We start from the raw sequence: 26,329 nt of genomic DNA, 5'->3' as shown, positions 1-26,329 counted from the left end.
CGCGGCGGCGGGCCTGTTGCGCGGCCGTTCAGTCCGTCCGCTTGCCGGCGATAACCTCGAACAGCCGGCTGTCGGCGGCCGCCCCCATGCCCTTCTCGACCATGCCCTTGTAGGCGGTCATGGCGGCGCGGCCGACGAGCGGGGTGATGCCGAGCCCCTCCTCCAGCGCCACACCGTAGGACGAATCCTTCAGGCGGCCGTTGGCGGTGAAGCCCGGCGGGTCCTCGTGCTCGTTCTGCGCCATGTAGGCGCCGTGCTTGAGAACGTGCGGGCTGCCGGTGTTGCCGTCGGCAAACGCGGTGGCGGCCGTCTCGATGTCGATGCCGGCGGCCTCCGCGGCGGCAAGGCCTTCCGCGAGACCGACGATCTGCACGACGCCGAGCAGGTTGTAGATGAGCTTGAAGGCGGTGCCGGTGCCGACCGGGCCGAGGTGGTAGATCTTGCGGCTGATCGACGAGATGTAGGGCGTTACCGCTTCCAAATCCGCCTCGTCGTCGGCGCCGCCGAAGACGACGAGCTTGCCGGCCGCCGCCGCGTCGGGCCGCCCGGCGACCGGGCAGTCGACATAGCGCAGCCCCTTCTCCTTGGCGGCGCAGGACAGCTCCTTCACCCAGTCGGGCGACATCGTCGAGTGCTCGACGACGAGCGTGCCCTTGGGCAGGCCGCCCGACAAAGCGCCGTCCGGCCCCATCCACATCGCCCGCGAGGCGGTGTCGTCGGTGACGGAGCAGAAGACGACGTCGGCGCCCTGGACCGCCTCGCGCGGGCTCGCGGCCGTCTTCGCGCCCTTGTCAACGAGCGGCTTCAGCTTCTCGACGGTGCGGTTGTAGACGGTGAGGTCATGGCCGGCAGCGAGCAGGCGCGTGCCCATCGCCTGGGCCATGTTGCCGCCGCCGAGATAGGCGATCTTCGCCATGTGAGGCACTCCCAACCCACGGAAAAAGACGAAACGAACGGGACCGGCCGCAGCCGGGATCACTTCACGAGCGCGAGGCCTTCGAGCGCCAGGCCATAGGGCAGCAGCTCGTGCATCTGCCGGCGCATCACCTCGGTGACGAGGATGCGCGAATAGCGGCGGTTGAGCTCCGGCTGCTTCATCAGCTGCCGGGCGAGTTCCCACGCCCGTGGCAGCAGCTTCTCCCCCGGCAGCACCTCGTTGACGAGGCCGACGTGCTTGGCCTCCTCGGCGTGGATGGTCTGGCCCGTCAGCAGGAAGTAGCGGCCGCGGTTGTAGCCCATCACCAGCGGAAAGACGACGTGCACGCCGTCGCCCGGGACGAGGCCACCCACATAGTGGGCGCTGTCCTGGAAGGCCGCCGTCTCCGAGGCGAGAACGATGTCGCACATTACAGGCAGCTCGGCGTGGCGCACCGCCGGGCCGTTGACGGCGGCGATCATCGGCGCGTCGATTGCCAGCATGTTGAGGAGGAGGTTCTTCGATTCCCAGCCGAGCACGCCCCATTCCTCGGGCGACTGGCGGTGCGCCTCGAGGTTCGCCTTCACCTCCGGGGCGGGGCCCGAGAACTCGGCGCCGGTGCCGGTCAGGATGATGACCTTGTTCTCGCGGTCGCGGTTGATGTCGAGGAAGGCCTGCTCGAGCTCGCCGTGCGGCAGCCGCCCCCAGCGCAGCGGCCCGCCGTCGGTGTGGACGGTCATCTCGAGGATGCCGTCCTCGCGCTTGAAGCGGATGGTCTTGAACTTCGTCGCATAGTCCTCGAAGGGCACGGGCGCCTCCAGTTTCGATGTCTCACGCCCGGAGGCGGTGGATTGTGTGCGGTGGTGACCGGCCCCAATAAGGCCGGCGCTTCAACCTCTTGGCGTCATCCCGGACAAGCAAGGCGCAGCCGAGCGCTGATCCGGGACCCAGCGCAAGACTCCGCGCCGGAGGCGCGTCTATTGCGTCGCGCTCCGCGCGACGACTCTTCCGCTGGGTCCCGGATCGCTTCGCGTTGCTTCGCGTCCGGGATGACGATGGCGGGATGCACGGGACTCACCGCCCGAGCCTCGTGCGGAGGTCGTCGAGCTTGTCGAAGGCGGTGATCGGCGGGTAGGCCTCGGGGTCGGTGACGACGTCGATGACGAAGGGGCCGCCGCTCGCGAGGCCCTCGCGCACCGCCGGCAGGTAGTCGGCCGGGTCCTCGACGCGCACGCCGCCGGCGCCGCAGGCCCGCGCGATCGCGGCGTGGTCGACGGGGGCGAAGTAGCAGGCGCCGGTGTGGCGGCCGAACTTGGTGTCCTCGGCGTCCTTCTGGAAGCCGAGCACGCCGTTGTTGAGCACCGTCAGCACGACGGCGGTCCGGTTGCGCACCGCCGTCTCGAGCTCGGACCAGACGTGGGCGAAGCCGCCGTCGCCGACGATGGCGAACACCGGCCGCGACGGATCGGCGACCTTCGCCCCCATCGCCAGCGGCAGGCCCCAGCCGAGGCCGGCCATGCCGCGCGGGCTGATGAAGCGCTGGCCGGGCGCGAGTGCCGTCAGGTAGCTCGACATCCAGATGGTTGAGTAGCTGGCGTCGGCGACGACGATCGATTCGGGCGTCAGCACCGTCTCGAGCTCGGCCATCAGCCTCTCCGGGCGGATCGGCGACGCGGTGGAGGCCGACAGCGCCGCGAAGGCGTCGACGTTGCGGGCGCGGGCATCGCGGATGGCGTCGGCGATCCCCTCGGGGAACGCGCGGCGGCCGGCGAGGCGGTGGGTGAGTGCGGCGAGCGTCAGCCTGGCGTCGCCGACGAGGCGCAGCGCCTCATAGTTGCGGCCGATCTCGGTCGGGTCGATGTCGATGTGGACGAACTTCGCCGTCGGCGAAAACGTCGACCAGGAATCCGTGCCGTTCTGCGCCGTGCGGGTGCCGACGAGGACGACGACGTCGGCCTCCGCGACGATCGATTTCAGGTAGTGGCCCGGCGCGCGGCGGCCATAGGCGTTGCCGCCGACGCCGAGCGACAGCGGGTGGCGCTCGTCGACGGCGCCCTTGCCCATGACCGTGGTGACCACCGGCAGGTGCGCGTGCGCTTGCAGCGCCGCCAGTTCGTGCGCCGCCTGCGACAGGTGCACGCCGCCGCCGGCGACGACGAGCGGGCGCTCGGCCGAGGCGATCAGATCGGCGGCCGCGTCGAGCCTGTCGGCGGCTGGCAGCATGCGGTCGAGCGGGAAGGCGCCGAGGTCGGCCCGGCGCGGGCTCGCAGGCGGCGGCGCAGCGTCGAGCAGGAAGTCGGCCGGCAGCATCAGCACCGCCGGGCCCGGCCGGCCGCTGGTGGCGGCGGTGAACGCCATGTCGATGTAGTCGTCGATGCGCGAGGGCTCGCTGACCCGCCGGATCCACTTCGCCGACCCCTGGAACAGCGCCATGTGGTCGAGGTCCTGGAAGGCGTTGCGGTCCGTCTCCTTGCGGTTGACGTCCTGCACCAGCGCGACGATCGGCACCGACGCCTTCAGCGCCTCGGCGAGGCCGGGCACCAGCAGCGTCGCCGCCGGGCCGTTCTGGGCGGTGACGACCGTGACGCGGTTCGACAGCCGCGCGAACCCGTCGGCCATCGCAGCACCGGCGTTCTCGGTGCGGTAGGTGTACTGGGTGAGGCCCGCGTCCTCGCAGGCGAGCAGCACCATCGACGGCAGGCTCTGGGAGAACAGCACCCGGATACCGTGGCGGGCGAGCGCCGCCGCGACGGCCTGGGCGACGGTCGGATGGTTCGACATGCGGGCGGGGTCCTCGGGACGGCGGGTGGCCGGGCCGTTGGCTCGGCAGGAGTGATGGCGTGCGAGGGCGACGGCGGTCGCCGCGCCGCGGAGGCGGCTCACAGGAATTCATACACTCGTACGAATTGTTCGCAAGCGCGCGAATGTCGCGCCGTCACCCCGGCGCCGACGGCGCGCCTTGACCGGGACACCGCCCGCCGGTCCAATCCGGTGCGAATCGCCACCCCGGAGGACGCCGGGCCAGACGCCGAGCCGAGACGAGACGGACCCCCGCCCGCCATGCGCTTCATCCATACCGCCGACTGGCAGATCGGCAAGCCGTTCCGGCAGTTCGGCGACCGCGAGGCGGTGCTGAAGCGGGCGCGGCTCGACGCCATCGAGGCGATCGGCCGGCTGGCGATGGCCGAGGGTGCCGCGCACGTCCTCGTCGCCGGCGACGTCTACGACAGCGAGACGCCGGCGCCGCAGACGCTGCGCGAGCCGCTGGAGCGGATGCGGGCCTTCCCGACGGTCGCCTGGCACCTCATCCCCGGCAACCACGACCCGCATCGGCCGAAGGGCGTCTGGGACCGCGTCGCGGCGGCCGGTGCGCCGGACAACGTCCACCTGCACCTCGCCCCCGAGCCGGTGGCGCTCGGCGACGCCGCCGTGCTGCTGCCGGCGGTGCTCACCCGCAAGGCCGAGGGCGGCGATCTCTCCGCCTGGATGGACCGGGCCGAGAGCGCGCCCGGCCTCGTCCGCATCGGCCTCGCCCACGGCTCCGTCGTCGGCTTCGACGGCGACGGCGAGGCGTCCAATCCGATCGACCCGCGCCGGCCGGAGACCGCCGGGCTGTCCTATCTCGCGCTCGGCGACTGGCACCGGACGCTGCGCATCGGGCCCGCCTGCTGGTACGCCGGCACCCCGGAGCCCGACCGCGCCGGTAGCCAGGAGGTCGGCCGCGCCCTCCTCGTCGAGGTCGCCGGCCCCGGCGCCCCGGCGGTGGTGGAGGAGCGCACCGTCGGCTCGTTCCGCTGGACGACACGGGAGGAGCGCGTCGGCGACGACGGCGATCTCGCCGATCTGGAGGCGCGGCTGCGCGCCCTGCCGAGCCTGTCGGCCACCGTGCTGCGGCTCAGGCTCGCCGGCACGCTGGCGTTGTCGGGTCGCGCCGAGCTCGACCGCCGCCTCGCCGGCCTTGCCGCCGCCGTCTTCCACCTCGACGCCGACCTGTCGGCCCTTTCGGCGCGGCCGACCGCCGCCGACCTCGAGGCGATCGACTTCGGCGGCGTCCTGCGCCAGGCGGCCGACCGCCTGCGCGGCCTCGCCGAGGACGACGGCCGCCCCGCCGACCAGCGCCGCCGCGCCGAGAACGCCCTCGTCGAGCTCTACCTGATGGCCGCCGACGGGGAGCGCGGCGCGTGAGGATCACCGGCGTTTCCGTCGAAGGGGTCGGGCGCTTCGCGACGGGCGTGCGCGTCGCCGGGCTCGGGCCGGGCGTCAACGTGCTCGCGGCCGAGAACGAGGCAGGCAAGTCGACGCTGTTCCGCGCCGTGCGCGCCTGCCTGTTCGAGCGGCACGACAGCGGCAAGGACACGCTCCGCCGGCTCGCCAGCGAGGGTTTGACGCTGCCGGCCTGCGTCACCGTGGAGTTCGAGCACGCCGGCACGGCCTACACGCTCGCCAAGAAGTTCCTGCGCAGCGCCTCGGCGAGCCTGTCGCGCGCCGGCGTCGAGATCGCCCGCGGCCGCGAGGCGGACGAGCGGACGTGGGAGCTCCTCGGCATCGACCCCGGCGGCGGCCGCACGATCGACGAGGCGGCCTTCGGCATCCTGTGGGTGGAGCAGGGCAAGTCCTTCGCGGTGCCGGAGCCGACGGGGGCGGCGGCGAGCGCGCTCAGCGCCGCCGTCCACGCCGAGGTCGGGACGCTGCTCGGCGGCGAACGGGCGCGCACGGTCCTGAAGGCGCTCGGCGAGGAGCTCGCCACGCTCGTCACCGCCAGCGGCCGGGTGAAGGCCGGCGGGCCGCTCGCCGAGGCGACCGCCCGCCACGCCGACCTCACGGCCTCGCTCGAGGCGACGCAGGCCCGCCTCGCCGTGCTCGACGGCGAACTCGCGGCACTCGCCGCCAAGCGGGCCGAACGCGCCCGCCATGCCGATCCGGCCGCCGAGGCGGAGATGCGCCGCGACCTCGCCGAGGCGCGCCGGCTGCTGCGCGAGGGCGAGGCGGCGGGCGCCGAAGTGGCGCTCTGCGAGGCGGCCGAGAGCCGCGCCCGCGGCGACCTCGAGCGGGCGCGCGCCCGCCGCGAGGAGATCGCCGCGCGGGCGGCGCGCATCGACGCCGACCGCCGCCGCGAGGCCGAGATCGCCGCCCGGCTGGCGCCCCTCGACGCCGAGGAGAACGCAGCCCAGACGCAGATCGCCACGGCCCGCGCGGCGTTGGCCGAGATCGACGCGGCCGCGGGTGCCCAAGAGGCGCGCGAGCGGGCCCTGCACCGCCTCGGTGCCATCCTCGCCCGCGCTGGCGAGCGCGACCGGCTGGCCGAGCGCCTCGATCGCCTCGGCGCCCTCGACCAGCGGCTCGCCGAAACGGCGGCGGCACTCGCCGCCAACCGCGCCGAGGCGAGTGCGATCGGCCGCCTCGACGCACTGGAGCGCGAGCTCGGCCTCGTCGCCGCCCGCCTGGAGGCCGCGGCGCCGCAGGTGGAGATCACCCTCGGCCCCGCCGGCGCCGGCCGCGTGAGCATCGACGGCGAGCCGCTCGCCGCCGGGGTCCGCCGCGCCGCCCTCGCCCCGTTGGTGATCACGCTCAGTGACCTCGCCACCATCACCGTCTTGCCGCCGGCAGGCGCCGGGGCCACGGAAGAGGCGCGCCGGCAGGCGCTGCGCGCCGAACTCGCAAAACTCCTCGACGACACCGGCTTCACCGACGCGGCGTCGCTCCGGGCCGCCCGCGCCCGCCGCCAGGAGCTCGAAGCCGAGCGGGCGGGGCTGGAGGCCGAGGCGGCCGCCGCCGGCGTCGGCAAGCGCGGTGCGCGCGGCGGCGCCGAGACGGTCGCCGCCGTTCTCGCGGCGGCGCGCGACGAACTCGCGGCGATCGACGCGCTGATCGCCACCGCCCCGCTCGCCGAGGCCGGCTTCACCGCTCTCCCCGCCCCGGACGCCCTCGACGAGCGGCTCGACGCCGTGCGCACCGGCCGCGACGAGGCCCGCCGCCGCCGCCAGTCGCACGAGGGCACGCTAGAGGCGCACGGCGCGACGCTCGCCCGTCTGGCCGACCAGCGCGGCCGCCTCGCCGGCACATTGACCGAGGTGCGTGCCCGCCTCGCTGCCGACCTCGCCGTGCTGCCCGACGCCGCGCGCGCCGAGGCGCTTTTCGCCGCGGAAGCCGCCGAGCGAACCGCCAGCGACGACCACGGCACCAAGGCCGCCGCGCTCGAGGCGCAGCGGCGCGCCGCACCGCCGGCCGAGGAGATCGAGCGCCGGCGCGGACGCGTGCAGCGCCTGGAAGAGGCGCTCGCCAACCACGCCGCGCGCCTTGCCGCGCTGGAGCGCGACATCGCCAACCTCGAAGGTCGCATCGAGAGCGCCGGTGGCGACGGGCTCGGCGAGCGGGCGGCGGCGCTCGAGGCCGAGGTGGCGCTGGTGGCCCGCGAGCGCGACCGCCTGCAGGCGCGCGCCGACACGCTGGCGCTGCTGCGGGACACGGTTGAGGCCTGCTACGCCGAGCAGCGCGAGCAGCTGAACGCGCCGCTCCGCCGTCATCTGCGCCCCTACCTCAACGACCTCTTCCCCGCCGCCGAGATCGCGCTCGGCGACGGCTTCAGTGTCGACGCGCTCCACCGCGGCGGCGCGGCCGAAGCGTTCCAGCGCCTTTCCGACGGCACCAAGGAGCAGATCGCGGTGCTGGTCCGCCTCGCCATGGGGGCAATGCTGGCCGATCGCGGCGAGGAGGTGCCGATCGTGCTCGACGACGCGCTGGTGTTTTCCGACGACGGCCGCATCGCCCAGATGTTCGACGCGCTCAACCGCGCAGGCCACCGCCAGCAGGTGATCGTGCTCACCTGCCGCACCCGCGCCTTCGCCTCCCTTGGCGGACGAATGCTGACGATCGAGCCGATCGCGGGGGCGTGAACGGCGGGCTCGCACGCGACCGTTGCGTCGTTGATGATAGCGCCCTTACCGTGCAGCCACGGGCGGGGGCGCGCGATGGACATCCAGGGAAGACACGCGATGTTGCACGCCACCCCGCCGGCCCCGTCCGGCCGACGCCCCGCCCGCCTTCGCCGCCCATGCCTTGCCGCCGCCGTCCTCGCCGCCATCGGCGGAGCGGCGCTGCCGGCCGCGCCAGCTGTCGCCGATGTCGCCTCGGCAGCCGCCAAGACCAACAACGAGCTCTACCGCAAGTCGATCGCCGACGCGGCAGTGAAGCGGCCGTCGTTCCAGCTCAAGCTGAAGCCGATCGACGCCTCGCAGGCGCGGGTGAAGGTGATCACGCTCACCTACAAGAAGGGCCAGCCGGTGAAGGGCAACCATCCCTTCACCCACACGCGCGGCCGCAAGACGATCGAGGCGACGTCCGGCGACAAGGGCGTCCTGAAGTTCGACACCTGGGTGTCGCAGCCGTCCGAATCCTCGAAGGCCTGCAAGGGCGCCAAGGACCCGGTGCTGGCGCTGGAACAGATCCTCGGCATGCCGCCGGCGGCTGGCGACTGGGAGCTCGTGCAGTTCGAGGTGGAGCCGAAGCACATCTTCCGCCCCTGCGCCAGCAGCCCCGACATCACCACGACCAAGTGCGACTTCGCCCTGCCGACGAAATTCAAGTCGAAGAAGGAGAAGGAGGCGGTCGAGGCCGCCCAGGCCTTCGTCTTCGCGCAGATGTGGACGTCGTTCAACGTCGGCTTCCCGTCGCCGGGCTATCCTTTCACTGGCATGGGCTGGACCTACAACTGGAACCCGGATTCCGAGGACCACTACGGCATCTCGGAATACGTGGTGAAGCAGGGCGCCAAAGTGCACAAGGTGCGCAACCTGACGCCGAAGCAGTTCTGCAACGGGTGAGCATTGGAGTAGCCGAACCTTGAGGGGGCGGGTGGAAGCGGGAGACGTAGGCCTCAGGTCTCGAACCTATTGATCCGTCATCGCCCGGCTTGACCGGGCGATCCATCCCGAACGCAGGTCCATCCGTCTTTCCCAAGCCGTCGGGGGCCCGGCGGACACCCGATGAGGCTGGTCAAGCCGCGGCAACCACAACCGCTTCCGGGTGGGATGGATCGCCCGGTCAAGCCGGGCGATGACGGTCGTGGGGGGGGGGCGCAAGAGCGCGCGGGGGGGGCCGGGTGCGGGGGCCAAATGCGGCGGGATGGCCGAGTGCGGGGTGGCTGGGAAGGCCTTCCCCGAAGCCCCTCACACCCCCGCCGGCACCGGGTGCTTCGCGAAGTAGGCCTTGTCCGCCTCCGGCTGCACCCACTCGGGGTGGCCGTGCCAGCGGATGGCGTGGGCCTTCATGTCGGTGCCGTAGCGGATGCGGTAGAGAAGCGTGCGCTCCGGGCCGTTCATATACTCGTGCAACTCGCCCGGCGGATGAACGACGAAGGAGCCGGGGGTGACGTCGACGAGGGTGTCGGGCGTGCGCATCGTGCCGCCGCCGGAGAAGCAGAAATAGATCTCCGTGCAGTCCGGGTGGCAGTGGTAGGGGCTCGCCTGGCCCGGCTCCCAGCAGGCGACCGTGTAGTCGCCGCCGCCGGTCTCGCCGAGGATCTTCTCGACGTGCTTCTTCGGGTCGAAGGCCTTCTCGGCGACGATGTCGAAGACGTGCATGGCGGCCCTCCCTCGGATTGCGGCCGCGTCGCGGGCGCGGCTCTCGCGGCGGACTGTCGGGGCGGCGCGCCCCGCGTTCAAATTATCTGTGCTGGTCGCCGCCATCAGCCGGCCTGATGCGGCGGTGCTGTCGACAGGACGCGCGGATCGACGGATGCTGCACACTGCCCGATCCACCGAGGAGTGACCGACGGTGCCGCACCCCCTTTCCGTTTCCGTCCGCTCCGCCCTCTTCGCCGCCGCCCTTCTCGCCGCCGCCTCCGCCGCAGCGATCTCGCCGCAGCCGGTGGAGGGCGAGCACGGCATGGTGGTCAGCGACCAGAGGCTCGCAAGCGAGGTCGGCGCCGAGGTGCTGCGCGCCGGCGGCAACGCCATCGATGCGGCGGTGGCGGTCGGCTACGCCCAGGCCGTGGTCAACCCGTGCTGCGGCAACCTCGGCGGCGGCGGCTTCATGACGATCCGCCTCGCCGATGGAGAACTGATCTTCGTCGACTTCCGCGAGGAGGCGCCGGGCGAGGCGACCGAGGACATGTACCTCGACGACAAGGGCGAGGTCATCCCGCGCGCGAGCCTCGACGGCTGGAAGGCTGTCGGCGTGCCCGGCAGCGTGCTCGGGCTCGACACGGTGCTGGCGAAGTGGGGCACCAAGGACCGCGCCACCGTGATGGCGCCGGCGATCCGGCTCGCCCGGGACGGCTTCGCCCTGACGCGCGGCGACACCGACATCCTCGCCACCGGCACGAAGGCGTTCCAGGCGAACCCGGTGCTCGGCGCGATCTTCCTCGACGACGGCCAGCCCTTTGCGCCCGGCGGCCGGCTCGTGCAGACCGACCTCGCGGCGACGCTCGAGGGCATCGCCAAGGACGGGCCGGATTATTTCTACAAGGGGCCGGTGGCGGAGAAGATCGTTGCGGCGAGTGCGGCCGGGGGCGGCATCCTCTCCGCCGCCGACTTCGCCGACTACACGGTGACGCTCGGCGAGACGATCGAGTGCCGCTACCGCGGCTACGAGGTGCGCTCGGCGGCGCCGCCGAGTTCCGGCGGCATCGCGCTCTGCGAGATCCTGCACGTGCTGGAGGGCTATCCGATGGGCTGGCTCGGCCACAACTCCGCCGACGCCGTGCACCTGATGACGGAGGCCTTCCGCCACGCCTTCGTCGACCGCAACGCCGCCCTCGGCGACCCGGCCTTCGTCGACAACCCGGTCGCCCACCTCACCTCGAAGGACTATGCCGCGAAGCTGCGCGGCGCCATCGACCGCCACGTCGCGACGCCCTCATCGACGCTGAAGCCGGGCACCGGCGCCCACGAGGGGACGCAGACGACCCACTTCTCGGTGATCGACGCCGAGGGCAACGCCGTGGCGGTGACCTATTCGCTCAACTCCTACTTCGGCGCCAAGGTGATGGCGCCGGGCACCGGCGTGCTCCTCAACAACACCATGGACGACTTCGCGGCGAAGCCCGGCGCGACCAACATGTTCGGCCTCGTGCAGGGCGAGGCGAACGCGATTGCGCCCGGCAAGCGGCCGCTATCGTCGATGAGCCCGACGATCGTGCTCAAGGATGGCGAGCCGGTGATGGTGCTCGGCAGCCCCGGCGGCTCGCGCATCATCACGGCGGTGGCGCAGACGATCATGAACGTCGTCGACCACGGCATGACCATCCAGGAAGCCGTCGACGCGCCGCGGATCCATCACCAGTGGATGCCGGACACCCTCTATGCCGAGCCGCGGGCGCTGTCGGTCGACACCCGCAAGCTCCTCGCCGAGCGCGGCCACACCGTGGTGGTGCAGAACCCGTGGGGCGCGGTCGAGGCGATCCTCGTCGGCGGCGGCGAGCCGAAGGCCGGCGAGCCCCCGAGCTTCGGCGACGACGTGCTGAGGGGGCGGCCGATCCGCGAGGGGTGGAAATACGGCGCGAACGACAACCGGAGACCGGCGGGGGCGGCGGTGGGGGAGTAGGAGGGGGCGGAGTAAGGGGGGAGTAGCACGACGCCCGTCCCTCCCCTGTTTCCGGCCGCGCGCCCACCCTCCCCCTGTGGGAGGGTCGGACCGCGTCAGCGGTCCGGGGAGGGCCGCCGGCGGCGTAGCCGACGGCGGTGCGACGGCTCGGCAGTCTCGGACGCCGTACCGCCGCGCTCGCGCGCGGCGGCCCCCTCCGGCCGGCTACGCCGGCCACCTCCCCCACGAGGGGGGAGGGGAAATGCGGCGGCGGCGCCCATCCCTCCCCCTACCCAGCCACGAACACCCGGTCCGGCGTCAGCCAGCACGGCGGCAGGATCAGCGGGATGCTGGACGTCGGCAGGATCGACGGCTTGAGGTCGATGCCCAGCACGTCGCGGACGAAGGCGCGGCGGGCCTCGATGCGGGCGGCAACCGCCGGGTGGCGCTCGGCCAGCGCGGCGCGGAGCGCCTCGTCGGCGAAGACGATGCCGTCCTCGCAGTTGAGCGCGGCGCCTGGGCGCATCGGCACCGGGATGATGTCGACCTGCATCGGCATGCCGGAATCGATCGTCTCCGGCGAGTGCGGGCGGATCGGCGTGTGCGTCCACTCGTCGTGGCCGGTGAGGTGGCCGGGGTTGAGCGCCGAGCGCAGGCCGGCGCGGGCGAGCGCCTCGGTGGTGGCGGCGAAGATCTCGCCGCCGGAAATGCCGATGTCGGCGGTCTCGTACCAGGCGAGGAGGCCTGCGAAGTAGCCGCTGGCGACCGCCTCGAAGGCGTCGTCGTGCTTCGCCAGCACGCCAGCGCGGGCCGACAGGCCGCCCCACAGGCCGACGGCGGTGGTGACGCCGTTGCCCTCGGCCAGCCGACGGGCCGACGGGCTGCGCAGGCCGACGACCGGATGGGCAGGGTCGCCGCCCGACATCATCACGTGGCAGGCGAGTGGCTCGCCGGCATAGCCCATGCGGGCGGCGGCGGCGAACTCGCTGTCGCCCGGCCGCGCGCCCGTCAGGATGCGCCAGACCATCGCCGAGCAGTGGGCGCCGCCCCACTCGTAGGCGGCGATCTGGTCGACGTCGACGACCGAGCGCAGGCCGCTCGCCGGGTGCATCAGCACGCGCGTCGCATCCGACACCCCCTCGCGGCCACCGACGGCGAGCCCCAGCGCGTCGACGACGACGGCGGGGACGAAGAAGCTCGGCTCGCCGCCCCACTCCTCGACCTCGAGATACTTCCAGCCGGCAAGTCCCACCGTGTCGCCGGGGGTGAGGCCAATGTCGGACAACACCACCGGCAGCCGTGGCGCCACCGTGCGATCCTGCCCCATCAGCCCGAACGACTGGGACAGCACGATCTCGAGGCCCGGCAGCACGGCGAGCGGTGCGTAGTCGATGCACTCGTTGCCGACGACGATGACGCGGCGGTCGTCCGGCCCCAGCAGCAGCAGCATCTCCTCGAAGCGCGGCTCGATGCCGGTGAGGAAGAGGATGTTGGCGAGGTGCTCGCGGTCGCCGTAGACCGCGAGCCAGGTGCGGCCGGCGGTGGCGTAGGCCTCGCGGCAGCGGCGCTCGTAGGTGGCGGCGGGGATTTCCGGCGCCGCCTCCGGCAGGCCGAAGTCAGGGATCGCGATCGTTGCGAGACGGGGGGACATCGGAGCTCTCCAGGGGTCGGGCGGGCTGCTACGCGGGAACTGGCGCGTCGGCGCGCAGGAGCCCCTCGTGCTTCAGCTCCGCCCAGAAGTCGGACGGGATCGTGCGGGCGAGGCCGGCGAGGTTGTCGGCGAGCTGCGCCGGCGTGCGGGTGCCGGGGATGATCGAGACGATCGCCGGGTGCGCGAGCACGAAGCGGATCGCCGCGTCGATCAGGCGGACGTCGTGGCGGGCGCAGACGGCCTCGATCTTCGCCACCTTCGCCATGATCTCCGGCGGTGCCGGCTTGTATTCGTACTTCGCGCCGGGCACCGCGCCGGTCGCCAGGATCCCGCCGTTGAAGCCGCCGCCGAGCACCACCGCGACGTCGCGGGCGGTGCAGAGCGGCATCAGCTCGTCGAGCGCCTCCTGCTCGAGCAGCGTGTAGCGGCCGGCGAGCAGCAGGCAGTCGAAGTCGCGGGCCAGCAGCGCGTCGCGGCAGACCTCCCACTCGTTGACGCCGACACCGATCGCCTTGATCACCCCCTCGCCCCGCAGGCGGACGAGGGCGTCCCAGCCGCCGGCCATCGCCACCTCGAAGTGCGCCCGCTGGCGGGCGACGCCGTGATTGATGACGTCGACATCGTGGATGAAGGCGATGTCGATACGATCCATGCCGAGGCGCTGCAGGCTGTCCTCGACCGAGCGCAGCGTCGCGTCGTAGCCATACGCATAGGTGGGGGTGAACGGCAGGCCGTAGCGCCACGGGTCGCGCTCGGAGAAGACGCGGCCCGGCCGCAGCAGGTAGCCGACCTTGGTCGACAGCACGAACTCGTCGCGCGGCTTGAAGCGCAGCGCCTGGCCGACGCGGTGCTCCGACAGGCCGTTGCCGTAGAGCGGCGCGGTGTCGAAATAGTTGAGGCCGGCCGCCCAGGCGCTCTCCAGCATCGCCGCCGCGACGCCCTCCTCGATCGGGGCGAGGAAGTTGCCGATCGGGGCGGCGCCGTAGCCGATCTCGGTGACGTCGAAATCGAGGCGGCCGAAGCGACGGCGCGGCGGGGCCGGCGCGGCAGCTTCGCCGGGCACTGCTGCCGGCATCACGGTGTCGGTCATCTCAACTCCGGCCGGCGAGCCAGGCGAAGGCCTGCGTCCAGAGGCGGCGGTAGCCGTCCCACTCGGTGAATTCGGTCGGCAGCCAGTGCGGGCCGATGTCGGAGGTCCACGCCATCGTGCGGCCGCGGCCGTAGGTGCCGGCGGCGAGCAGCGGCTGGTCGCCATAGTCGGAGCCGACGGAGAGCAGCAGCGTCGCGTCGTCCTTCAGCTTCGTCTCGTTGTAGCCGAGCAGGTAGGGCCAGTCGCCGCCGATGCCGTCGATGGCGGGATGGGCGGCGCCGGTCGGCGTCGGGTGGAAGCCCTCCGGCACCTCGACGCGGTCGTCGGCCGTCAGCATCGTCACCGGCAGGATCGTCTCGATCGGCGTGCGGGCGTAGCGGGCGGCGCCGTTCAGGCCCTGGAAGGAGAAGTAGCCGCCGATCATCATGAAGCCGCCGCCGCCCTCGACCCACTCGGCGATCGCCTTCAGGCGGTTCGGCGTGCGCTTGCCGCGGACGAAGGTGTCGGGGTGGAGGAGCAGCGAGTTGGCGCCGACATCCGACAGCACGACGACGTCGTAGGCCTCGAGTTCCTTCGCCGTGAACGGGAAGCGGGTGTGGGTCTCGTGGCCCGGCAGGTGGACGATCTCGACGTCCGAGCCTTCGAGTGCTGCGAGCAGCGGGGCGATGCCGGTCTGGTACTCGGCGGTGGAGAACTGGTCGAAGCCCTTGGTGTGGGTGGTGGCGCTCGACCAGGTCTCGCCGGCGAGCAGAACGCGGATCTTCTTCATTGTTGGGGTCTCCTCGAGGCGTGTGTGTGCCGTCTCGTGCCGCCGGCTCGTTTCGGGCGGCGCGGGGATCAGGCGTTGGGGACGACGCCGATGGCGTCCGCGCGGACGTGGACGGTGATCGGCGCGCCGACCGGCAGCGCGCGCGTGCGGTCGGCGGGAAGGTGGGCGGTGATCTCCGGCCCGCCGCGGGGCTCGATCACCACGAGGTCGAAGGAGCCGACGAAGGAGACGTCGGCCACCGTTCCGGCGATGGCGAGCGACGGCTCGCCGGGGGTCGGCTCGAGGGCGATGTCCTCTGGGCGCATGAAGACGGTGGCGGGACCTTCCGGGAGCGCCGCCACCTTGCCCGGCGGCAGCGCCACGCGGGCGCCGAGCGCCTCGATCTCCACGGCCCCGCCGGCGCCGCGCACGACGCGGGCGTCGACGAGGTTGTTGACGCCGAGGAAGCCGGCGACGAAGCGCGTCGAGGGCGCGTAGTAGAGGTCGCGCGGCGCGCCCACCTGGACGATCCGGCCCTTCTGGAAGACGGCGATGCGGTCCGACATGGCGATCGCCTCCTCCTGGTCGTGGGTGACGTAGAGGAAGGTGACGCCGGTCTGGCGGTGCAGGCGCTTCAGCTCGCGCTGCATCGTCTCGCGCAGCGTGCGGTCGAGGGCCGACAGCGGCTCGTCGAGGAGCAGGATCTTCGGGTGGAAGGCGAGCGCGCGGGCGATCGCGACACGCTGCTGCTGGCCGCCGGAGAGCTCGCGCGGCTTGCGTTTGGCGAGGTCGGCGAGACCGACCGTCGCCAGCATCTCCTCGACGCGGGCCGCGATGCGGGCGCGGTCCCACTTCCGCACCTTCAGGGGGAAGGCGATGTTGTCCGCCACGCTCATGTGCGGAAACAGCGCGTAGCCTTGGAAGACGAAGCCGAAGTCGCGGTCCTCCGGCTCGACGCCGGTGATGTCGCGGCCGGCGAGCGAGATCGTGCCGCTGTCGGGCCGGGTGAAGCCGGCGATCGCCATCAGCAGCGTCGTCTTGCCCGAGCCCGAGGGACCGAGGAGGGTGACGAACTCACCCTCCTCGACCTCGAGGCCGATGTCGGCCAGCGCCGTCACGGGTCCGTAGGTCTTGCGGAGATCGCGGGCGACGAGGAACGACATCAGCTCTCTTCTGGCTCTCTTCGGCTTGTCGGGACGCGGCGGCTCAGATCGGGTCGCGGATCAGCGGCGCGGTCGAGCAGTGGATGCCGCCACCGCCGAGTTCCACCGCCTCGTAGTCGACCTCGATGATCGAGATGCCGGCCTGGTCGAGACGGTCGGCCAGCCGCGGGCTCGTCGTCGTGTGCATGATGAGCCGGCCGGGGGCCACCGCCAAGCAGTTCAGCGAGAAGGCATTGTCTTCCGGCGGCAGCTCGATCAGCTTCATGCCGCGCTTCACCAGATAGTCGATGAAGACGTAGGGGAGCTCGTTCTTGTTGACGATCGCGGTCTCGACATCGACCATCATGAACGAGCCGTCGATGTGGATGCGGTAGCCCGGCATCGGCACCTTGATGAGGGTGACGCCGAGGCCGTTCAGCACGCGCTCGACCTGGGCGACGCCCTCCGGGTTGCAGGCGACGCTGACCGAGCAGACGGCGGTCTTGGCGTCGATGTGGGCGAAGCCGCCGCCCTCGAACACGGCGGTGCCGTTGAGCGTCGCCAGGATCGGGCAGCCGGCGTTGGCGAGCGCGCGCGTCACCGGCAACTCCTCGCCGCGGCGAACGCGGCGGGCGAGACGGGTGACGATGGCACCGCCCTCGACACCGATGACGCTGTCGCGGGTGAAGATCTGCTTCATACGGCCCTTGGCGGCGTCACCCACCATGATGACGTCGACGCCCTCGGCCTTCAGCGCCGCGGTCAAGGCGTCGTGCGCCTTCTGCATGGCGGGCAGGTCGGGCATCGTCTTGCCCATCCAGTACCAGCCCTCGTCCGGGTCGCCGAAGCCACCGATCTCCTGCAGCGGCCGGTTCTTCACGACCGAGAGCTCGTCGCCGGGGCGGTGCATCAGCACGGCGCGCAGCTTGCCGACGTCGTTGGAGACGCCCCAGTTGCGGCCCCAGCCGTCCACGAGCTCGGCCTCGCTCTCGAACGCGGGCTCGGGAACGGAGCCGAAGATCTCGAAGAACTTGTTCTCGCGATACTCGTGCTCGCTCATTGCGGGCAGGTGGGCCATGACACGTCCGTCCTTGTTGATGCGATTTGCTTGGTGGTGTTCGGGTCTTCTGCGGGTCGAGGGGCGGGACCGGCTCAGGAACTGGGTGAGCGGTCGAACCAGAACGTGCGGGCGGCGAGCGCCAGCAGGGTGACGGCGAGCAGCACGGCGGAGATCGCCGCCAGTGCCGGATCGACGGAATCGGCGATGCCGGTGAAGATGCGGCGCGGCAGCGTCTCGACCGCACGGCTGGTGATGAACAGCGTCACGGTGATCTCGTCCCACGAGGTGACGAAGGCGAACACGGCGCCCGCGGCGATGCCGGGCGTGACGTTCGGCAGGATCACCTTGAAGAACACCGTCGGCGGCCGGGCGCCGAGCGAGCGGGCCGCCTGGATCAGCCGCGGGTCGAGCTGCGCCAGCGACGCGCCGATCGCCAGGATCGCGAACGGCAGGCACAGCACGACGTGGACGATGATGACGCCGGGGTAGCTGTCGAGCAGGCTGAGGCGCGCCCACAGCTTGAAGATGCCGACGGCATAGATGATCGGCGGCACGATCAGCGGCGCGAGCAGCATGACGCGGGTCAAGGACGGCCACCAGCCGGTCAGCGCCCAGGCGCCGAGCGCATAGGTCGCGGCGGCCGAGACGGAGACGATCGTGGCGATGGCGGCGACGACGAGGCTCGTCACCATCGAGGGGAGCCACCCCTTCTCCCACTCCGTCAGCGACCAGAAGTGCTGCAGCGACAGCCCGTGCTCGGGCAGCGAGAGATATTCCCGGTCGGTCAGCGCCACCGGCACCAGCACCAGCACCGGCAGGAACAGGAAGCCGAGCAGAAGCCACGGCAGTCCGACAGCGAAGACCCTCGCCACCGCCCGGCCGAGCGGCGTCGATTCCCGCCGGCGCGGCTCCCCGCTCAGTGTCGCGGCGCTCATCCCTGCCTCCCGGAGAAGGCGGCGCGCAGCGCCGGCTGGCGCATGGCGACGAAGACCACGAAGCCGACGGCGACCAGCAGCATCGTCGACAGGCCGGTGGCGACGCCCCAGCGGAGCGTGTTGGTGATCTGCACCGAGATGTATTCGGCGACCATCACCGTGCGGCCCGCGCCGAGCAGGGTCGGCGTGATCAGGAAGCCGAGCGAGAAGATGAAGACGAACAGCGTCGCTACTGCGATACCCGGCGCGCTGAGCGGCACCCACAGCTTCCAGAACACCGTCATCGGCCGGGCGCCGAGCGAGCGGCCGGCCTGCATGATGCGGCGATCGATACCGGTGAGGTTCGCGTAGATCAGCAGCACCGCGAACGGCATCATGTAGTGGACCATGCCGATGATGACGCCGGTGCGGTTGTGGACGAGCTGCAGCGGTTCCTCGACGATGCCGAGGCCGGTGACTGCGAGGTTCACAAGGCCTTCGCGGCGGAGAATGGTGATCCACGAGAAGGCGCGCACCAGAACCGAGATCCAGAACGGCACCAGCACCATGAAGAGGGCGACGCGGCGCACGCCCGGGAGCATCTGCACGAGGGCGTAGGCGACGACGTAGCTCGCGGCAATCGTCAGCGCTGTCGTCCACAGCGACACCTGGAGCGTCGTCGCGACGACGCGGGCGACGGCGCGGCTTCCGAGCAGTTGCTCGTAGTTGCCGAGGCCGGTCACCGGCTCCGTCACGCTGAGGACGAGCACCTGTGCGATCGGCAGGACGTAGAAGAGGGTGGTGAGCAACACGGCCGGCACGGTGAGGCCGACCGCCCACCTGTCGAACGGGCGCATCCGGAAGTCCCTCGGAACGGGGCGTCGGTGGAGGGGCCGCCGCCGTGGCGGCGACGGCCCCGTCCGATCAGGTGGCGATGAAGTCGAGGAACTTGTTCTGCAGCTCCGCCTCGTTGTCGGCATAGTACTCGGTGCTGATGGCGATGTTGTTCTTGGTGTTTTCCGGCGAGGCCGGGTCGACCGCCTTGTCCTCGGCCGTCATCACCGCCTGGGCGGCCGGGTTCGACGGGCCATTGCCCATCAGGCGCAGCAGCGTGATCTGGCCTTCCGGATCGAGGCTCGAGTTGATGAACTCGAACACCAGCTTGCCGGCCGGGTTGCCCTTCGGCACCGACCAGGCGCTCCAGAACAGGACGTTCTCGTTCCAGGTCCAGGTGAAGCGCTCCGGGGCCTCCTTCTTCAGGAGGTTGGCGCGGGTGTGCCAGATGTTGCCCATGACGACCTCGCCGTCGCGGAACAGCTGCTGGCTCTGGGCGCCACCCTCCCAGAAGATCAGCTGCGGCAGGAGCGGCTCGAGCTTCTTGAAGGCGCGGTCGACGTCGAGGGGATAGAGATCCTCCCGCTTGACGCCGTCGGCGATCAGCACCGGCTCGAGCTGGCCCTGGATCCATTTGCACATCGTGCGCTTGCCCGGATACTTCTCCGTGTCGAAGAAGTCCGCCCAGCTCGTCGGCGGCGTGGCGCCGACCTTGCTGACATCATAGGCGAGCACGTTGGCGAAGGCGTAGTTGGCGACGCCGAACTCGGCCGCGCCGGTCGGGCCGACCTTCGACTTGTCGACCATCGTGTAGTCGATCGGCTCGAGGAAGCCGCCCTTTCCGAGCACCACGCCGTCGACCATGCCGCCGTCGGTGGTGTCCCAGATCACCGCCTTGGACTCGACCATGGCGCGCACCGCGCCCGTCGTCGGGCCGGCACCGTCGATCGCCACCTTGATGCCGGACTTCGCCGTGAACGGCTCGCCATAGGCCTTCTGGAAGGCCTCGACGGCGGCGCCGCCCCAGTTGCACAGCACCACTTCCTTGGCCTGGGCGTAGGAGACGCCCGGGCGCGCCACCGCCACGAGGCCGAGCGCGCCGAGCGCGGTCAGCAGCGTGCGGCGGTCGATCTGTCCGCTCTGGAACCTCTCCATCGCGATCTTGACGGCATCCGCCGCGAAGGTTTCCTTCGTCATCCTCTCCGTCCCCTTCTGAATGGCCGTGCCCGGCCGCCAAACTCCGCCTCCCGCGCGGCCCCGCTCTCTATCGGGCGGGTGCCGCCTCCATCTCCGCGCGCGGCCCGGCGACCGAGCCGCGCACGACGAGCTCCACCGGGATGCGCTCCGGCCGACCGGCGGGCGCCCTCCCCTTCACCAGGTCGACCAGCATCCTGACACCGAGCCGCCCGAACGCCTCCGCCGACTGGCGGATCGTCGTCAGCGGCGGGTCGAGCAGGCTCGCGAGCGGGATGTCGTCGTAGCCGACGATCGACAGGTCCCGCGGCACCGCCACGCCGGCCGCCCGCGCTGCACGGATCATGCCGATCGCCAGCATGTCGGCGGCGGCGAACACCGCCGTCGGCGGCTCGGGCAGCGCCGCGAGCCGGGCGAACGCCTCGGCCCCGAAGCCCTCGTCGTAGCGGCCGCTCACCACCAGCGCCGGGTCGAGCGTCAGCCCCGCTTCAGTGAGCGCGGCCGCGAAGCCGCGCCGGCGCTCGTCGACGCTCAACAGGCCGGCCGGGCCGGTGACGTGGGCGATGCGGCGGTGGCCGGCGGCGATGAGATGGCGGCCGGCGGCGAGCCCGCCCGCCACGTTGTGGGCGAACAGCCGCGGCGCCTCGGCACCCGGCACGTCCTCGTCGACGAGCACCACCGCCTTGCAGGCGTTGATGCGGGCGGCCAGCCGGCCGTCGTCGAGGTGGTTGGTGAGGAGCAGCACGCCGTCGAGCTGGCGGTCCTCGACGCGCGACAGGAAGCCGATCTCGCTCTCCGCGCGGTTGCGGCTCGAGAACATCACCAGGCTGTAGCCCGCCTCGCTCGCCTCCGCCTCGGCGGCGCTGGCGATGGTGGCGAACAGCGGATAGGCGATGTCGGCGGTGATGAGGCCGAGCGTCTCGCTCGTGCCCGAGCGCAGCCGGCGGGCGATGGCGTTCGGCCGGTAGCCGAGCTGCAGCACGGCCGCCTGGATGCGCCGGGCGGTCGCCTCCGGCAGCGTCAGCCGGCCGTTCAGGTAGCGCGAAACGGAGGCCGGCGAGACGCCGGCGACACGCGCCACTTCCTGGATTGTGGGACCCGGCCTCTGCATGACGGAGAGAATAGTTGCGATTCCCGGCGCGGGAAATCGATTTAGTAAATCGTTTGTGTGGATGGATGGAGCGTTGTTGCGATGACGCAACAGCGTGATGCGGGTCGACTGGACCGATGCGGGACGGGCGGCCCGACCGGATATGGCGCCGGATGTCGTGCGAGCGCCGCGGCAGCGACGGCCGCGCACGCCGGCAGCCTCGCGACCGGTGATGGCGGTTCCACGCCGGCTCCGGTTGGGAACGGCGGCAGCCAGCCGGTGACCGGTCGCGGCGGCCATCGCTCAGGCCCCCGGCCGCGGGTCGAAGTACTCGGGATGGCGCTCGCTCAGCACGATGCGGTCGCCCTCGATGTTGGCGACGTGGGCCTCCAGCTGGTCGGCGGCGGCGGCGAAGTCGCGCGCCTCGAGCGCCGCGAAGATGGCGCGGTGCTCGGCCAGCACCTGCGCGAGGTGGGTGACGTCGAAGCCGAGCAGGAAGCCGACGCGGGCGAGATCGGCCGAGACGAGCAGGCAGGCGTTCCAGGCGAGCGGCCGGCCGACGGAGGCCAGCAGCATCGCGTGGAAGTCCATGTCGCGGCGGTGCATCTCGGTGACGTCGCCCTCGGCGATCGCCACCTCCTGGTCGGCGAGATTGCGGCGCAGCGCCCGGAGATCAGCATCGCCGGGCTCCGCGGCCGGCCGCCGCACGGCGCCGCCCTCGAGGCTCGCCCGCACGAACACCGCCTGGCGGATGCGCTCGAGGCCGACGAGAGAGATGCGCGTGCCGGTCTGCGGCGACACCTCGATCAGCCCCTCCTCCACGAGGCGAACGAACGCCTCGCGTACCGGGGTGCGGCTGACGCCGAGGCTGTCGGCGAGTTCGGCCTCGGCGACGCGCTGGCCGGGCTTCAGCTGGGTGGTGACGATCGCCTCGCGCAGCTCCGCATAGACGCGGGCCGCAACGGTGTTGCGGCGCTCCGGCGCGAGGGGAATGGGGCGAGCGGCGAAAGCAACCATGCCGGCATACTGGCATGCACCGGCAGTCGGTCAAGCCTCATTTTTCATCGCGCCCAGGAATTGTGCGTTGCGGTGGCGGAGCAACTCGGCGGGCGTCGCCGGCCGGGTGCGGGTCCGCGGTGGGGGTGGCGGCCGCATCCCCGGTTGGACGCGCCCTTCGCCTCTCGGACGCCGAGCCCGCGCCCCCCCCCTCCCTGCCCTCCCCCGCGAGGGGGGAGGGTTCACGCAGAGATTGGGACAACCCTACTGCCTACTGCCTACTGCCTACTGCCTATTGCCTACTGCCTACTGCCGACTGCCTATTGCCGCTCTTCTCACCCGAACGCTCCCTCCGCCAGCCGCCGCAGCGCCGCCCATTCGAGTTCCGCCGCCCCGTCCGGGTCGGCGGCGTACTGGCGGACGGTGCGCTCCATCACGGCCGCCGTGGGCATCCTGAGCGGCCGGCCCGTCGCCATCGCCGCGAGCTGGATCCGGCAGGCCTGCTCGAGATTGTACATCCGCGCGAACGCCTCCCCGACCGTCTTGCCGACGGTGAGCAGGCCGTGATTGCGCAGGATCAGCTGGTTGAACGAGCCGAGGTCGGCGACGAGCCGCTCCTGCTCGTCGCGGTCGAGCGCGATGCCCTCGAAGTCGTGGTAGCCGACGTCGCCGTGGAAGAGCAGCGCCGTCTGATTGAGCGGCAGCAGCCCCTCTTCGAGGCAGCTCACCGCCACGCCCGCCGCAGTGTGGGTGTGGATGACGCAGGCGACCTCCGGCCGCGCCGCGTGGACGGCGGTGTGGATGACGACGCCGGCGGTGTTGATCGGCATCTGCTCGCCGCGCACCAGCCGCCCCGAATGGTCGATGACGGCGAGCCGCTCCGGCCGCACCTCGCGGAAGAGGTCGCCGTAGCGGTTGATCAGAAGCGTGTCCGGCTCGCCGGGAATGCGGGCGGAGGCATGGGTGTGGATGAGGTCGTCCAGGCCGAAGTGGGCGATCAGGCGGTAGACGGCGGCGAGATCCGCACGCACGGCGGCTTCGGCATCGGTCACGGGGAACCTCCGGGGGACGGCATCGGACGGGATCATGCACGGGGCGGGCCGCGGCGAGGACCGGGGAGGCGGTCACGGGCGCGGAGGCACCGCTAACGCGAGGCTACGGCGACGCATGCCGACATGCAAGCATGCCGGTATACCGATGTACATGACCTCGCCGTGGAGGCCGTCTCCGAGCTATCCTCAGGGAATGATCATCGTGCCGATCAGCCAAGCCCGGCGGCGCCTCAGCGCGCTCGCGCGCCTGGTCGAGGCGGGCGAGACGATCGTCGTCACCCGCAAGGGGCGTCCGGTCTTCGATATCGTGCAGCACCGGCCGCGCGGCGGGATAGACCGGGAGGCCATAGAGACATTCAAGCGCGAACACGGGCTCGAGCGGCTCGTCGAATACATCTCGGATGACTTCGACGATCCCCTGCCCGAGGACTTCCTGCTGAAGCCGCTCCCGGAAAAGTCCTAGCGCTTGCGTCCGGCGGCGGCGCACCGCCGCCGGAGGCCGCGGCGCGTGGGCTCAGAGGTTGCAGCTCGCGACGGTGACGTCGCGGATCTCGGCGCTGACCTTCGAGCCGTCCTTCACCGTCGGGAAGCTCTTGCCGCCGGAGGAGCGCAGCTTCACCTCGGCGTCGAGGTCGCCGTTGCGGTCGGCCTTGAAGCCCGCCTGGCCGATCTTCTTGCCGTCGACGAAGAAGGTCACCTTCTGGCCGGACTTGAAGTCGGAGCGGCGGTCGGCCTCGAGATCGACGTCGAGTTGCTTGACGGCGTTCTTGCCCTGGCCCTGTTCGGTGTAGGTGGCCGAGAAGCGCAGCGTGAAGCTGCCACCCGAGCAGTGCTGCAGCCGGCTGAAGCCCTGGGCGTCGCCGGTGGTGGGCAGGGCGGTGCCGGCGACAAGCACGGCAGCGGCGATGGCGAGCGGGGCTGCGGGGAACTTCATGGGCGACTCCTCTCGGGACTGAGCGGGCCGGCCGCTGAAACCATTGTCGCCACGGCTGCGAGAGACCGAGCACTTCTGGCTAAAGACCGGCAAAAGCAACAGGTTGCACGAAACTCTCATAGGCGGCAGAAGCGGCGGTGACAACCGCGAATGCCGGCAGCGCCTTCGCCCGAGCGCGGCGACGTCCCCGGCTCGTGATTTTCCGCGTCATCATCACGGGCAAGCGAGGCGCAGCCGAGCGCCGATCCGGGACGTGAGCGCAAGACTGCGCCGGAGGCGCGGCTCAAGCGTCGCGCGTTCCGCGCGACTTGTTTTTCCGCTCACGTCCCGGATCGCTCCGCGGTGCTTCGCGTCCGGGATGACGCTCCGCGCGACGCACTCGCCCCTCTCCTGGCCTCGCCTCCCACGCGCCTCTCCGCTTCCGTCGCCGCCGCGGCGCTGCTAGAACGCGGCGCATGGGTGCGCGGTGGACGATGCGGCGGCGAATTACCGGCCCGGCCTCTCTCTGAGGCGCGGGGGTTTTGTCCTGCGCGAGGAGGCCGGGTTTCCTTCCGACCGTCGCGGCCGCCGGGGATTAAGTCCCGCGCCGCGGACGCCCCGATTTACGACCGCCCGAACGGACACCCGATGACCGAGACGACCACCCCGGCGACCGCCGCCGAGCGCGACTATTCCGAGACCTTGTTCCTGCCCGAGACGGCCTTCCCGATGCGCGCCGGCCTGCCGCAGCGCGAGCCGGAGATCCTCGCCCGCTGGAACGCCATCGGCCTCTACAAGCGGCTGCGCGAGGAGGCGAAGGGCCGCCCGCTGTTCGTGCTGCACGACGGCCCGCCCTATGCCAACGGCAACCTCCACATCGGCCACGCCCTCAACAAGACGCTGAAGGACGTGATCACGCGCTCGATGCAGATGCTCGGGCGCGATTCCAACTACGTCCCCGGCTGGGACTGCCACGGCCTGCCGATCGAATGGAAGATCGAGGAGCAGTACCGCGCCAAGGGCCAGGACAAGGACGCCGTGCCGGTCGTCGAGTTTCGCCGCGAGTGCCGGCAGTTCGCCGAGCACTGGGTGAAGGTGCAGGGCGAGGAATTCCAGCGCCTCGGTGTCGTCGGCGATTTCGACGACCCCTACCTGACGATGGCCTTTGATGCCGAGTCGGTGATCGCCGGCGAACTCCTGAAGTTCGCCACCTCCGGCCAGCTCTACCGCGGCTCGAAGCCGGTGATGTGGTCCGTCGTCGAGAAGACGGCGCTCGCCGAGGCCGAGGTCGAGTATCAGGACTACCAGAGCGACACGATCTTCGTGAAGTTTCCGGTGCTCATGGTGGTGTCAGACGATTGGGATCAAGCGGATCTGGTGGGAGCGTCAGTCGTCATCTGGACGACAACGCCTTGGACAATCCCCGGTAACCGGGCGATCTCCTATTCGCCGAAGGTTGCTTATGGCCTCTACCGTGTCGGCGAAACCCGCTCGGACAACTGGGCAAAGAGCGGCGAGACCTACGTGCTTGCCGATGCGCTCGCGGCCGACCTGTTCAAGGCGGCGCGCGTGCCGGAAGACAGCTACGAGCGTGTCCGTGACGTGCCTGCGGATACACTGGACAAGATTGTCTGCCGTCACCCGCTCAGAGACCTCGGATACGACTTCCAAGTTCCCCTTCTCCCCGGCGACCACGTCACCGACGAGGCCGGCACCGGCTTCGTCCACACCGCCCCCGGCCACGGCGTCGAGGACTTCGAGGTGTGGATGGCTCACAAGAGTGAGCTCGAGTACGACGGCATCGATACCCGCATCCCCTACACGGTCGACGCCGACGGCTTCTTCACCGCCGACGCCCCGGGCTTCGAGGGGCGCCGCGTCATCACCGACAAGGGCGATAAGGGCGACGCCAACCAGGCCGTCATCGACGCGCTCGTCGCCGCCGGCATGCTGGTGGCGCGTGGCCGCCTCAAGCACCAGTACCCGCACTCCTGGCGCTCGAAGAAGCCGGTGATCTTCCGCAACACCCCGCAGTGGTTCATCGCCATGGACAAGGAGTTGCAGGGGTGGACAGCGAAGGGTGAAACCCTCCCCCCCGGCGGGGGAGGTCGGCGCGCCGAAGGCGCGACGGGAGGGGGGGCCGCCGCGCGGGAGCGCGGCGAGAAAGACTCCTCACCCCAATCCGATGCCGAACTTGCCGCGGGCCCC

22 protein-coding genes are annotated in these 26,329 nt (G+C 71.4%); 6 read left to right on the top strand and 16 right to left on the bottom strand.

From position 1 onward, the window contains the following. Window positions 1-28: 28 nt before the first annotated feature. The 3 genes from RUR49_RS04775 to RUR49_RS04765 form a co-directional block, all read right to left on the bottom strand. Window positions 29-916: an NAD(P)-dependent oxidoreductase gene (locus RUR49_RS04775; protein WP_409145178.1), complete on the bottom strand. Its 888-nt coding sequence runs from the start codon at window positions 914-916 to the stop codon at window positions 29-31. 59 nt (window positions 917-975) lie between these two features. Then, window positions 976-1,725 (bottom strand): enoyl-CoA hydratase/isomerase family protein, encoded by a 750-nt coding sequence (locus RUR49_RS04770; protein WP_409145176.1) that lies wholly within the window; start codon window positions 1,723-1,725, stop codon window positions 976-978. Window positions 1,726-1,990: 265 nt separating this feature from the next. Continuing rightward, window positions 1,991-3,697, bottom strand: coding sequence for an acetolactate synthase catalytic subunit (locus tag RUR49_RS04765; RefSeq protein WP_409145175.1), 1,707 nt, complete (start codon window positions 3,695-3,697; stop codon window positions 1,991-1,993). 279 nt (window positions 3,698-3,976) lie between these two features. Between RUR49_RS04765 and RUR49_RS04760 the strand changes: the two genes are divergently transcribed. The 3 genes from RUR49_RS04760 (at window position 3,977) to RUR49_RS04750 (ending at window position 8,736) form a co-directional block, all read left to right on the top strand. After that, entirely contained in the window at window positions 3,977-5,101 is a 1,125-nt protein-coding gene (locus tag RUR49_RS04760) for an exonuclease SbcCD subunit D (protein WP_409145173.1), read from the top strand. Next, complete coding sequence (locus RUR49_RS04755; protein WP_409145172.1) at window positions 5,098-7,809, top strand: AAA family ATPase; 2,712 nt, start codon at window positions 5,098-5,100, stop codon at window positions 7,807-7,809. The genes RUR49_RS04760 and RUR49_RS04755 overlap by 4 nt, the downstream gene beginning before the upstream one ends. A 99-nt stretch (window positions 7,810-7,908) precedes the next feature. Next, on the top strand, window positions 7,909-8,736 hold the full coding sequence (locus tag RUR49_RS04750; RefSeq protein WP_409145170.1) for a hypothetical protein: 828 nt from the start codon (window positions 7,909-7,911) through the stop codon (window positions 8,734-8,736). Between the two features lie 345 nt (window positions 8,737-9,081). On the opposite strand, the gene RUR49_RS04745 is transcribed toward RUR49_RS04750, so the two are convergent. Then, window positions 9,082-9,495, bottom strand: coding sequence for a cupin domain-containing protein (locus RUR49_RS04745; protein WP_409145169.1), 414 nt, complete (start codon window positions 9,493-9,495; stop codon window positions 9,082-9,084). Window positions 9,496-9,688: 193 nt separating this feature from the next. Between RUR49_RS04745 and ggt the strand changes: the two genes are divergently transcribed. Beyond that, on the top strand, window positions 9,689-11,458 hold the full coding sequence (gene ggt, locus RUR49_RS04740; RefSeq protein WP_409145167.1) for a gamma-glutamyltransferase: 1,770 nt from the start codon (window positions 9,689-9,691) through the stop codon (window positions 11,456-11,458). Between the two features lie 268 nt (window positions 11,459-11,726). Here ggt and RUR49_RS04735 read toward each other — a convergent pair whose 3' ends face one another. The 11 genes from RUR49_RS04735 to RUR49_RS04685 form a co-directional block, all read right to left on the bottom strand. Further along, window positions 11,727-13,088 carry a Xaa-Pro aminopeptidase gene (locus tag RUR49_RS04735; RefSeq protein WP_409145165.1) on the bottom strand — a complete coding sequence of 454 codons (1,362 nt, stop codon included), beginning with the start codon at window positions 13,086-13,088 and terminating at the stop codon, window positions 11,727-11,729. Between the two features lie 28 nt (window positions 13,089-13,116). Then, on the bottom strand, window positions 13,117-14,178 hold the full coding sequence (locus RUR49_RS04730) for an aldo/keto reductase (protein WP_409145163.1): 1,062 nt from the start codon (window positions 14,176-14,178) through the stop codon (window positions 13,117-13,119). Between the two features lies 1 nt (window position 14,179). After that, entirely contained in the window at window positions 14,180-14,947 is a 768-nt protein-coding gene (locus RUR49_RS04725; protein ID WP_409145161.1) for a glutamine amidotransferase, read from the bottom strand. Between the two features lie 68 nt (window positions 14,948-15,015). Further along, entirely contained in the window at window positions 15,016-16,089 is a 1,074-nt protein-coding gene (locus RUR49_RS04720; RefSeq protein WP_409145160.1) for an ABC transporter ATP-binding protein, read from the bottom strand. A 43-nt stretch (window positions 16,090-16,132) separates the two neighbouring features. After that, entirely contained in the window at window positions 16,133-17,146 is a 1,014-nt protein-coding gene (locus tag RUR49_RS04715; protein WP_409145159.1) for a dimethylarginine dimethylaminohydrolase family protein, read from the bottom strand. A 74-nt stretch (window positions 17,147-17,220) separates the two neighbouring features. Next, window positions 17,221-18,063 carry an ABC transporter permease gene (locus RUR49_RS04710; RefSeq protein ID WP_409145157.1) on the bottom strand — a complete coding sequence of 281 codons (843 nt, stop codon included), beginning with the start codon at window positions 18,061-18,063 and terminating at the stop codon, window positions 17,221-17,223. Next, on the bottom strand, window positions 18,060-18,899 hold the full coding sequence (locus RUR49_RS04705; protein WP_409145155.1) for an ABC transporter permease: 840 nt from the start codon (window positions 18,897-18,899) through the stop codon (window positions 18,060-18,062). The genes RUR49_RS04710 and RUR49_RS04705 overlap by 4 nt, the downstream gene beginning before the upstream one ends. A 67-nt stretch (window positions 18,900-18,966) precedes the next feature. Further along, on the bottom strand, window positions 18,967-20,073 hold the full coding sequence (locus RUR49_RS04700; RefSeq protein ID WP_409145154.1) for an ABC transporter substrate-binding protein: 1,107 nt from the start codon (window positions 20,071-20,073) through the stop codon (window positions 18,967-18,969). A 67-nt stretch (window positions 20,074-20,140) separates the two neighbouring features. Next, complete coding sequence (locus RUR49_RS04695) at window positions 20,141-21,151, bottom strand: LacI family DNA-binding transcriptional regulator (protein WP_409145152.1); 1,011 nt, start codon at window positions 21,149-21,151, stop codon at window positions 20,141-20,143. Window positions 21,152-21,463: 312 nt separating this feature from the next. Beyond that, a complete protein-coding gene (locus RUR49_RS04690; protein WP_409145150.1) occupies window positions 21,464-22,177 on the bottom strand; it encodes a GntR family transcriptional regulator in 714 nt (237 codons plus the stop codon). Between the two features lie 314 nt (window positions 22,178-22,491). Continuing rightward, a complete protein-coding gene (locus tag RUR49_RS04685) occupies window positions 22,492-23,244 on the bottom strand; it encodes a class II aldolase/adducin family protein (protein ID WP_409145148.1) in 753 nt (250 codons plus the stop codon). Between the two features lie 157 nt (window positions 23,245-23,401). Here RUR49_RS04685 and RUR49_RS04680 point away from each other — a divergent pair, with 157 nt between their 5' ends. Continuing rightward, window positions 23,402-23,671 carry a type II toxin-antitoxin system Phd/YefM family antitoxin gene (locus RUR49_RS04680; RefSeq protein ID WP_409145147.1) on the top strand — a complete coding sequence of 90 codons (270 nt, stop codon included), beginning with the start codon at window positions 23,402-23,404 and terminating at the stop codon, window positions 23,669-23,671. Window positions 23,672-23,722: 51 nt separating this feature from the next. Here RUR49_RS04680 and RUR49_RS04675 read toward each other — a convergent pair whose 3' ends face one another. Further along, the gene (locus tag RUR49_RS04675) at window positions 23,723-24,142 is read right to left on the bottom strand and encodes a hypothetical protein (protein WP_409145145.1); all 420 of its coding nucleotides are present in this window, start codon (window positions 24,140-24,142) and stop codon (window positions 23,723-23,725) included. 627 nt (window positions 24,143-24,769) lie between these two features. Between RUR49_RS04675 and RUR49_RS04670 the strand changes: the two genes are divergently transcribed. Beyond that, on the top strand, window positions 24,770-26,329 hold a 1,560-nt coding region (locus tag RUR49_RS04670), incomplete at its 3' end, for a class I tRNA ligase family protein (RefSeq protein WP_409145143.1).

This window comes from Pseudoxanthobacter sp. M-2 (assembly GCF_046156265.1).
GTDB lineage: Bacteria > Pseudomonadota > Alphaproteobacteria > Rhizobiales > Segnochrobactraceae > CAMDHY01.
This window is presented reverse-complemented; position numbering and strand designations above follow the sequence as displayed.

Coding starts and splice junctions, on each gene's coding strand:
- RUR49_RS04775 (WP_409145178.1), bottom strand. CDS start 916: ATGGCGAAGATCGCCTATCTCGGCGGCGGCAACATGGCCCAGGCGATG.
- RUR49_RS04765 (WP_409145175.1), bottom strand. CDS start 3,697: ATGTCGAACCATCCGACCGTCGCCCAGGCCGTCGCGGCGGCGCTCGCC.
- RUR49_RS04760 (WP_409145173.1), top strand. CDS start 3,977: ATGCGCTTCATCCATACCGCCGACTGGCAGATCGGCAAGCCGTTCCGG.
- RUR49_RS04750 (WP_409145170.1), top strand. CDS start 7,909: ATGTTGCACGCCACCCCGCCGGCCCCGTCCGGCCGACGCCCCGCCCGC.
- RUR49_RS04745 (WP_409145169.1), bottom strand. CDS start 9,495: ATGCACGTCTTCGACATCGTCGCCGAGAAGGCCTTCGACCCGAAGAAG.
- RUR49_RS04735 (WP_409145165.1), bottom strand. CDS start 13,088: ATGTCCCCCCGTCTCGCAACGATCGCGATCCCTGACTTCGGCCTGCCG.
- RUR49_RS04730 (WP_409145163.1), bottom strand. CDS start 14,178: ATGACCGACACCGTGATGCCGGCAGCAGTGCCCGGCGAAGCTGCCGCG.
- RUR49_RS04725 (WP_409145161.1), bottom strand. CDS start 14,947: ATGAAGAAGATCCGCGTTCTGCTCGCCGGCGAGACCTGGTCGAGCGCC.
- RUR49_RS04720 (WP_409145160.1), bottom strand. CDS start 16,089: ATGTCGTTCCTCGTCGCCCGCGATCTCCGCAAGACCTACGGACCCGTG.
- RUR49_RS04715 (WP_409145159.1), bottom strand. CDS start 17,146: ATGGCCCACCTGCCCGCAATGAGCGAGCACGAGTATCGCGAGAACAAG.
- RUR49_RS04710 (WP_409145157.1), bottom strand. CDS start 18,063: ATGAGCGCCGCGACACTGAGCGGGGAGCCGCGCCGGCGGGAATCGACG.
- RUR49_RS04705 (WP_409145155.1), bottom strand. CDS start 18,899: ATGCGCCCGTTCGACAGGTGGGCGGTCGGCCTCACCGTGCCGGCCGTG.
- RUR49_RS04700 (WP_409145154.1), bottom strand. CDS start 20,073: ATGACGAAGGAAACCTTCGCGGCGGATGCCGTCAAGATCGCGATGGAG.
- RUR49_RS04690 (WP_409145150.1), bottom strand. CDS start 22,177: ATGGTTGCTTTCGCCGCTCGCCCCATTCCCCTCGCGCCGGAGCGCCGC.
- RUR49_RS04685 (WP_409145148.1), bottom strand. CDS start 23,244: ATGATCCCGTCCGATGCCGTCCCCCGGAGGTTCCCCGTGACCGATGCC.
- RUR49_RS04680 (WP_409145147.1), top strand. CDS start 23,402: ATGATCATCGTGCCGATCAGCCAAGCCCGGCGGCGCCTCAGCGCGCTC.
- RUR49_RS04675 (WP_409145145.1), bottom strand. CDS start 24,142: ATGAAGTTCCCCGCAGCCCCGCTCGCCATCGCCGCTGCCGTGCTTGTC.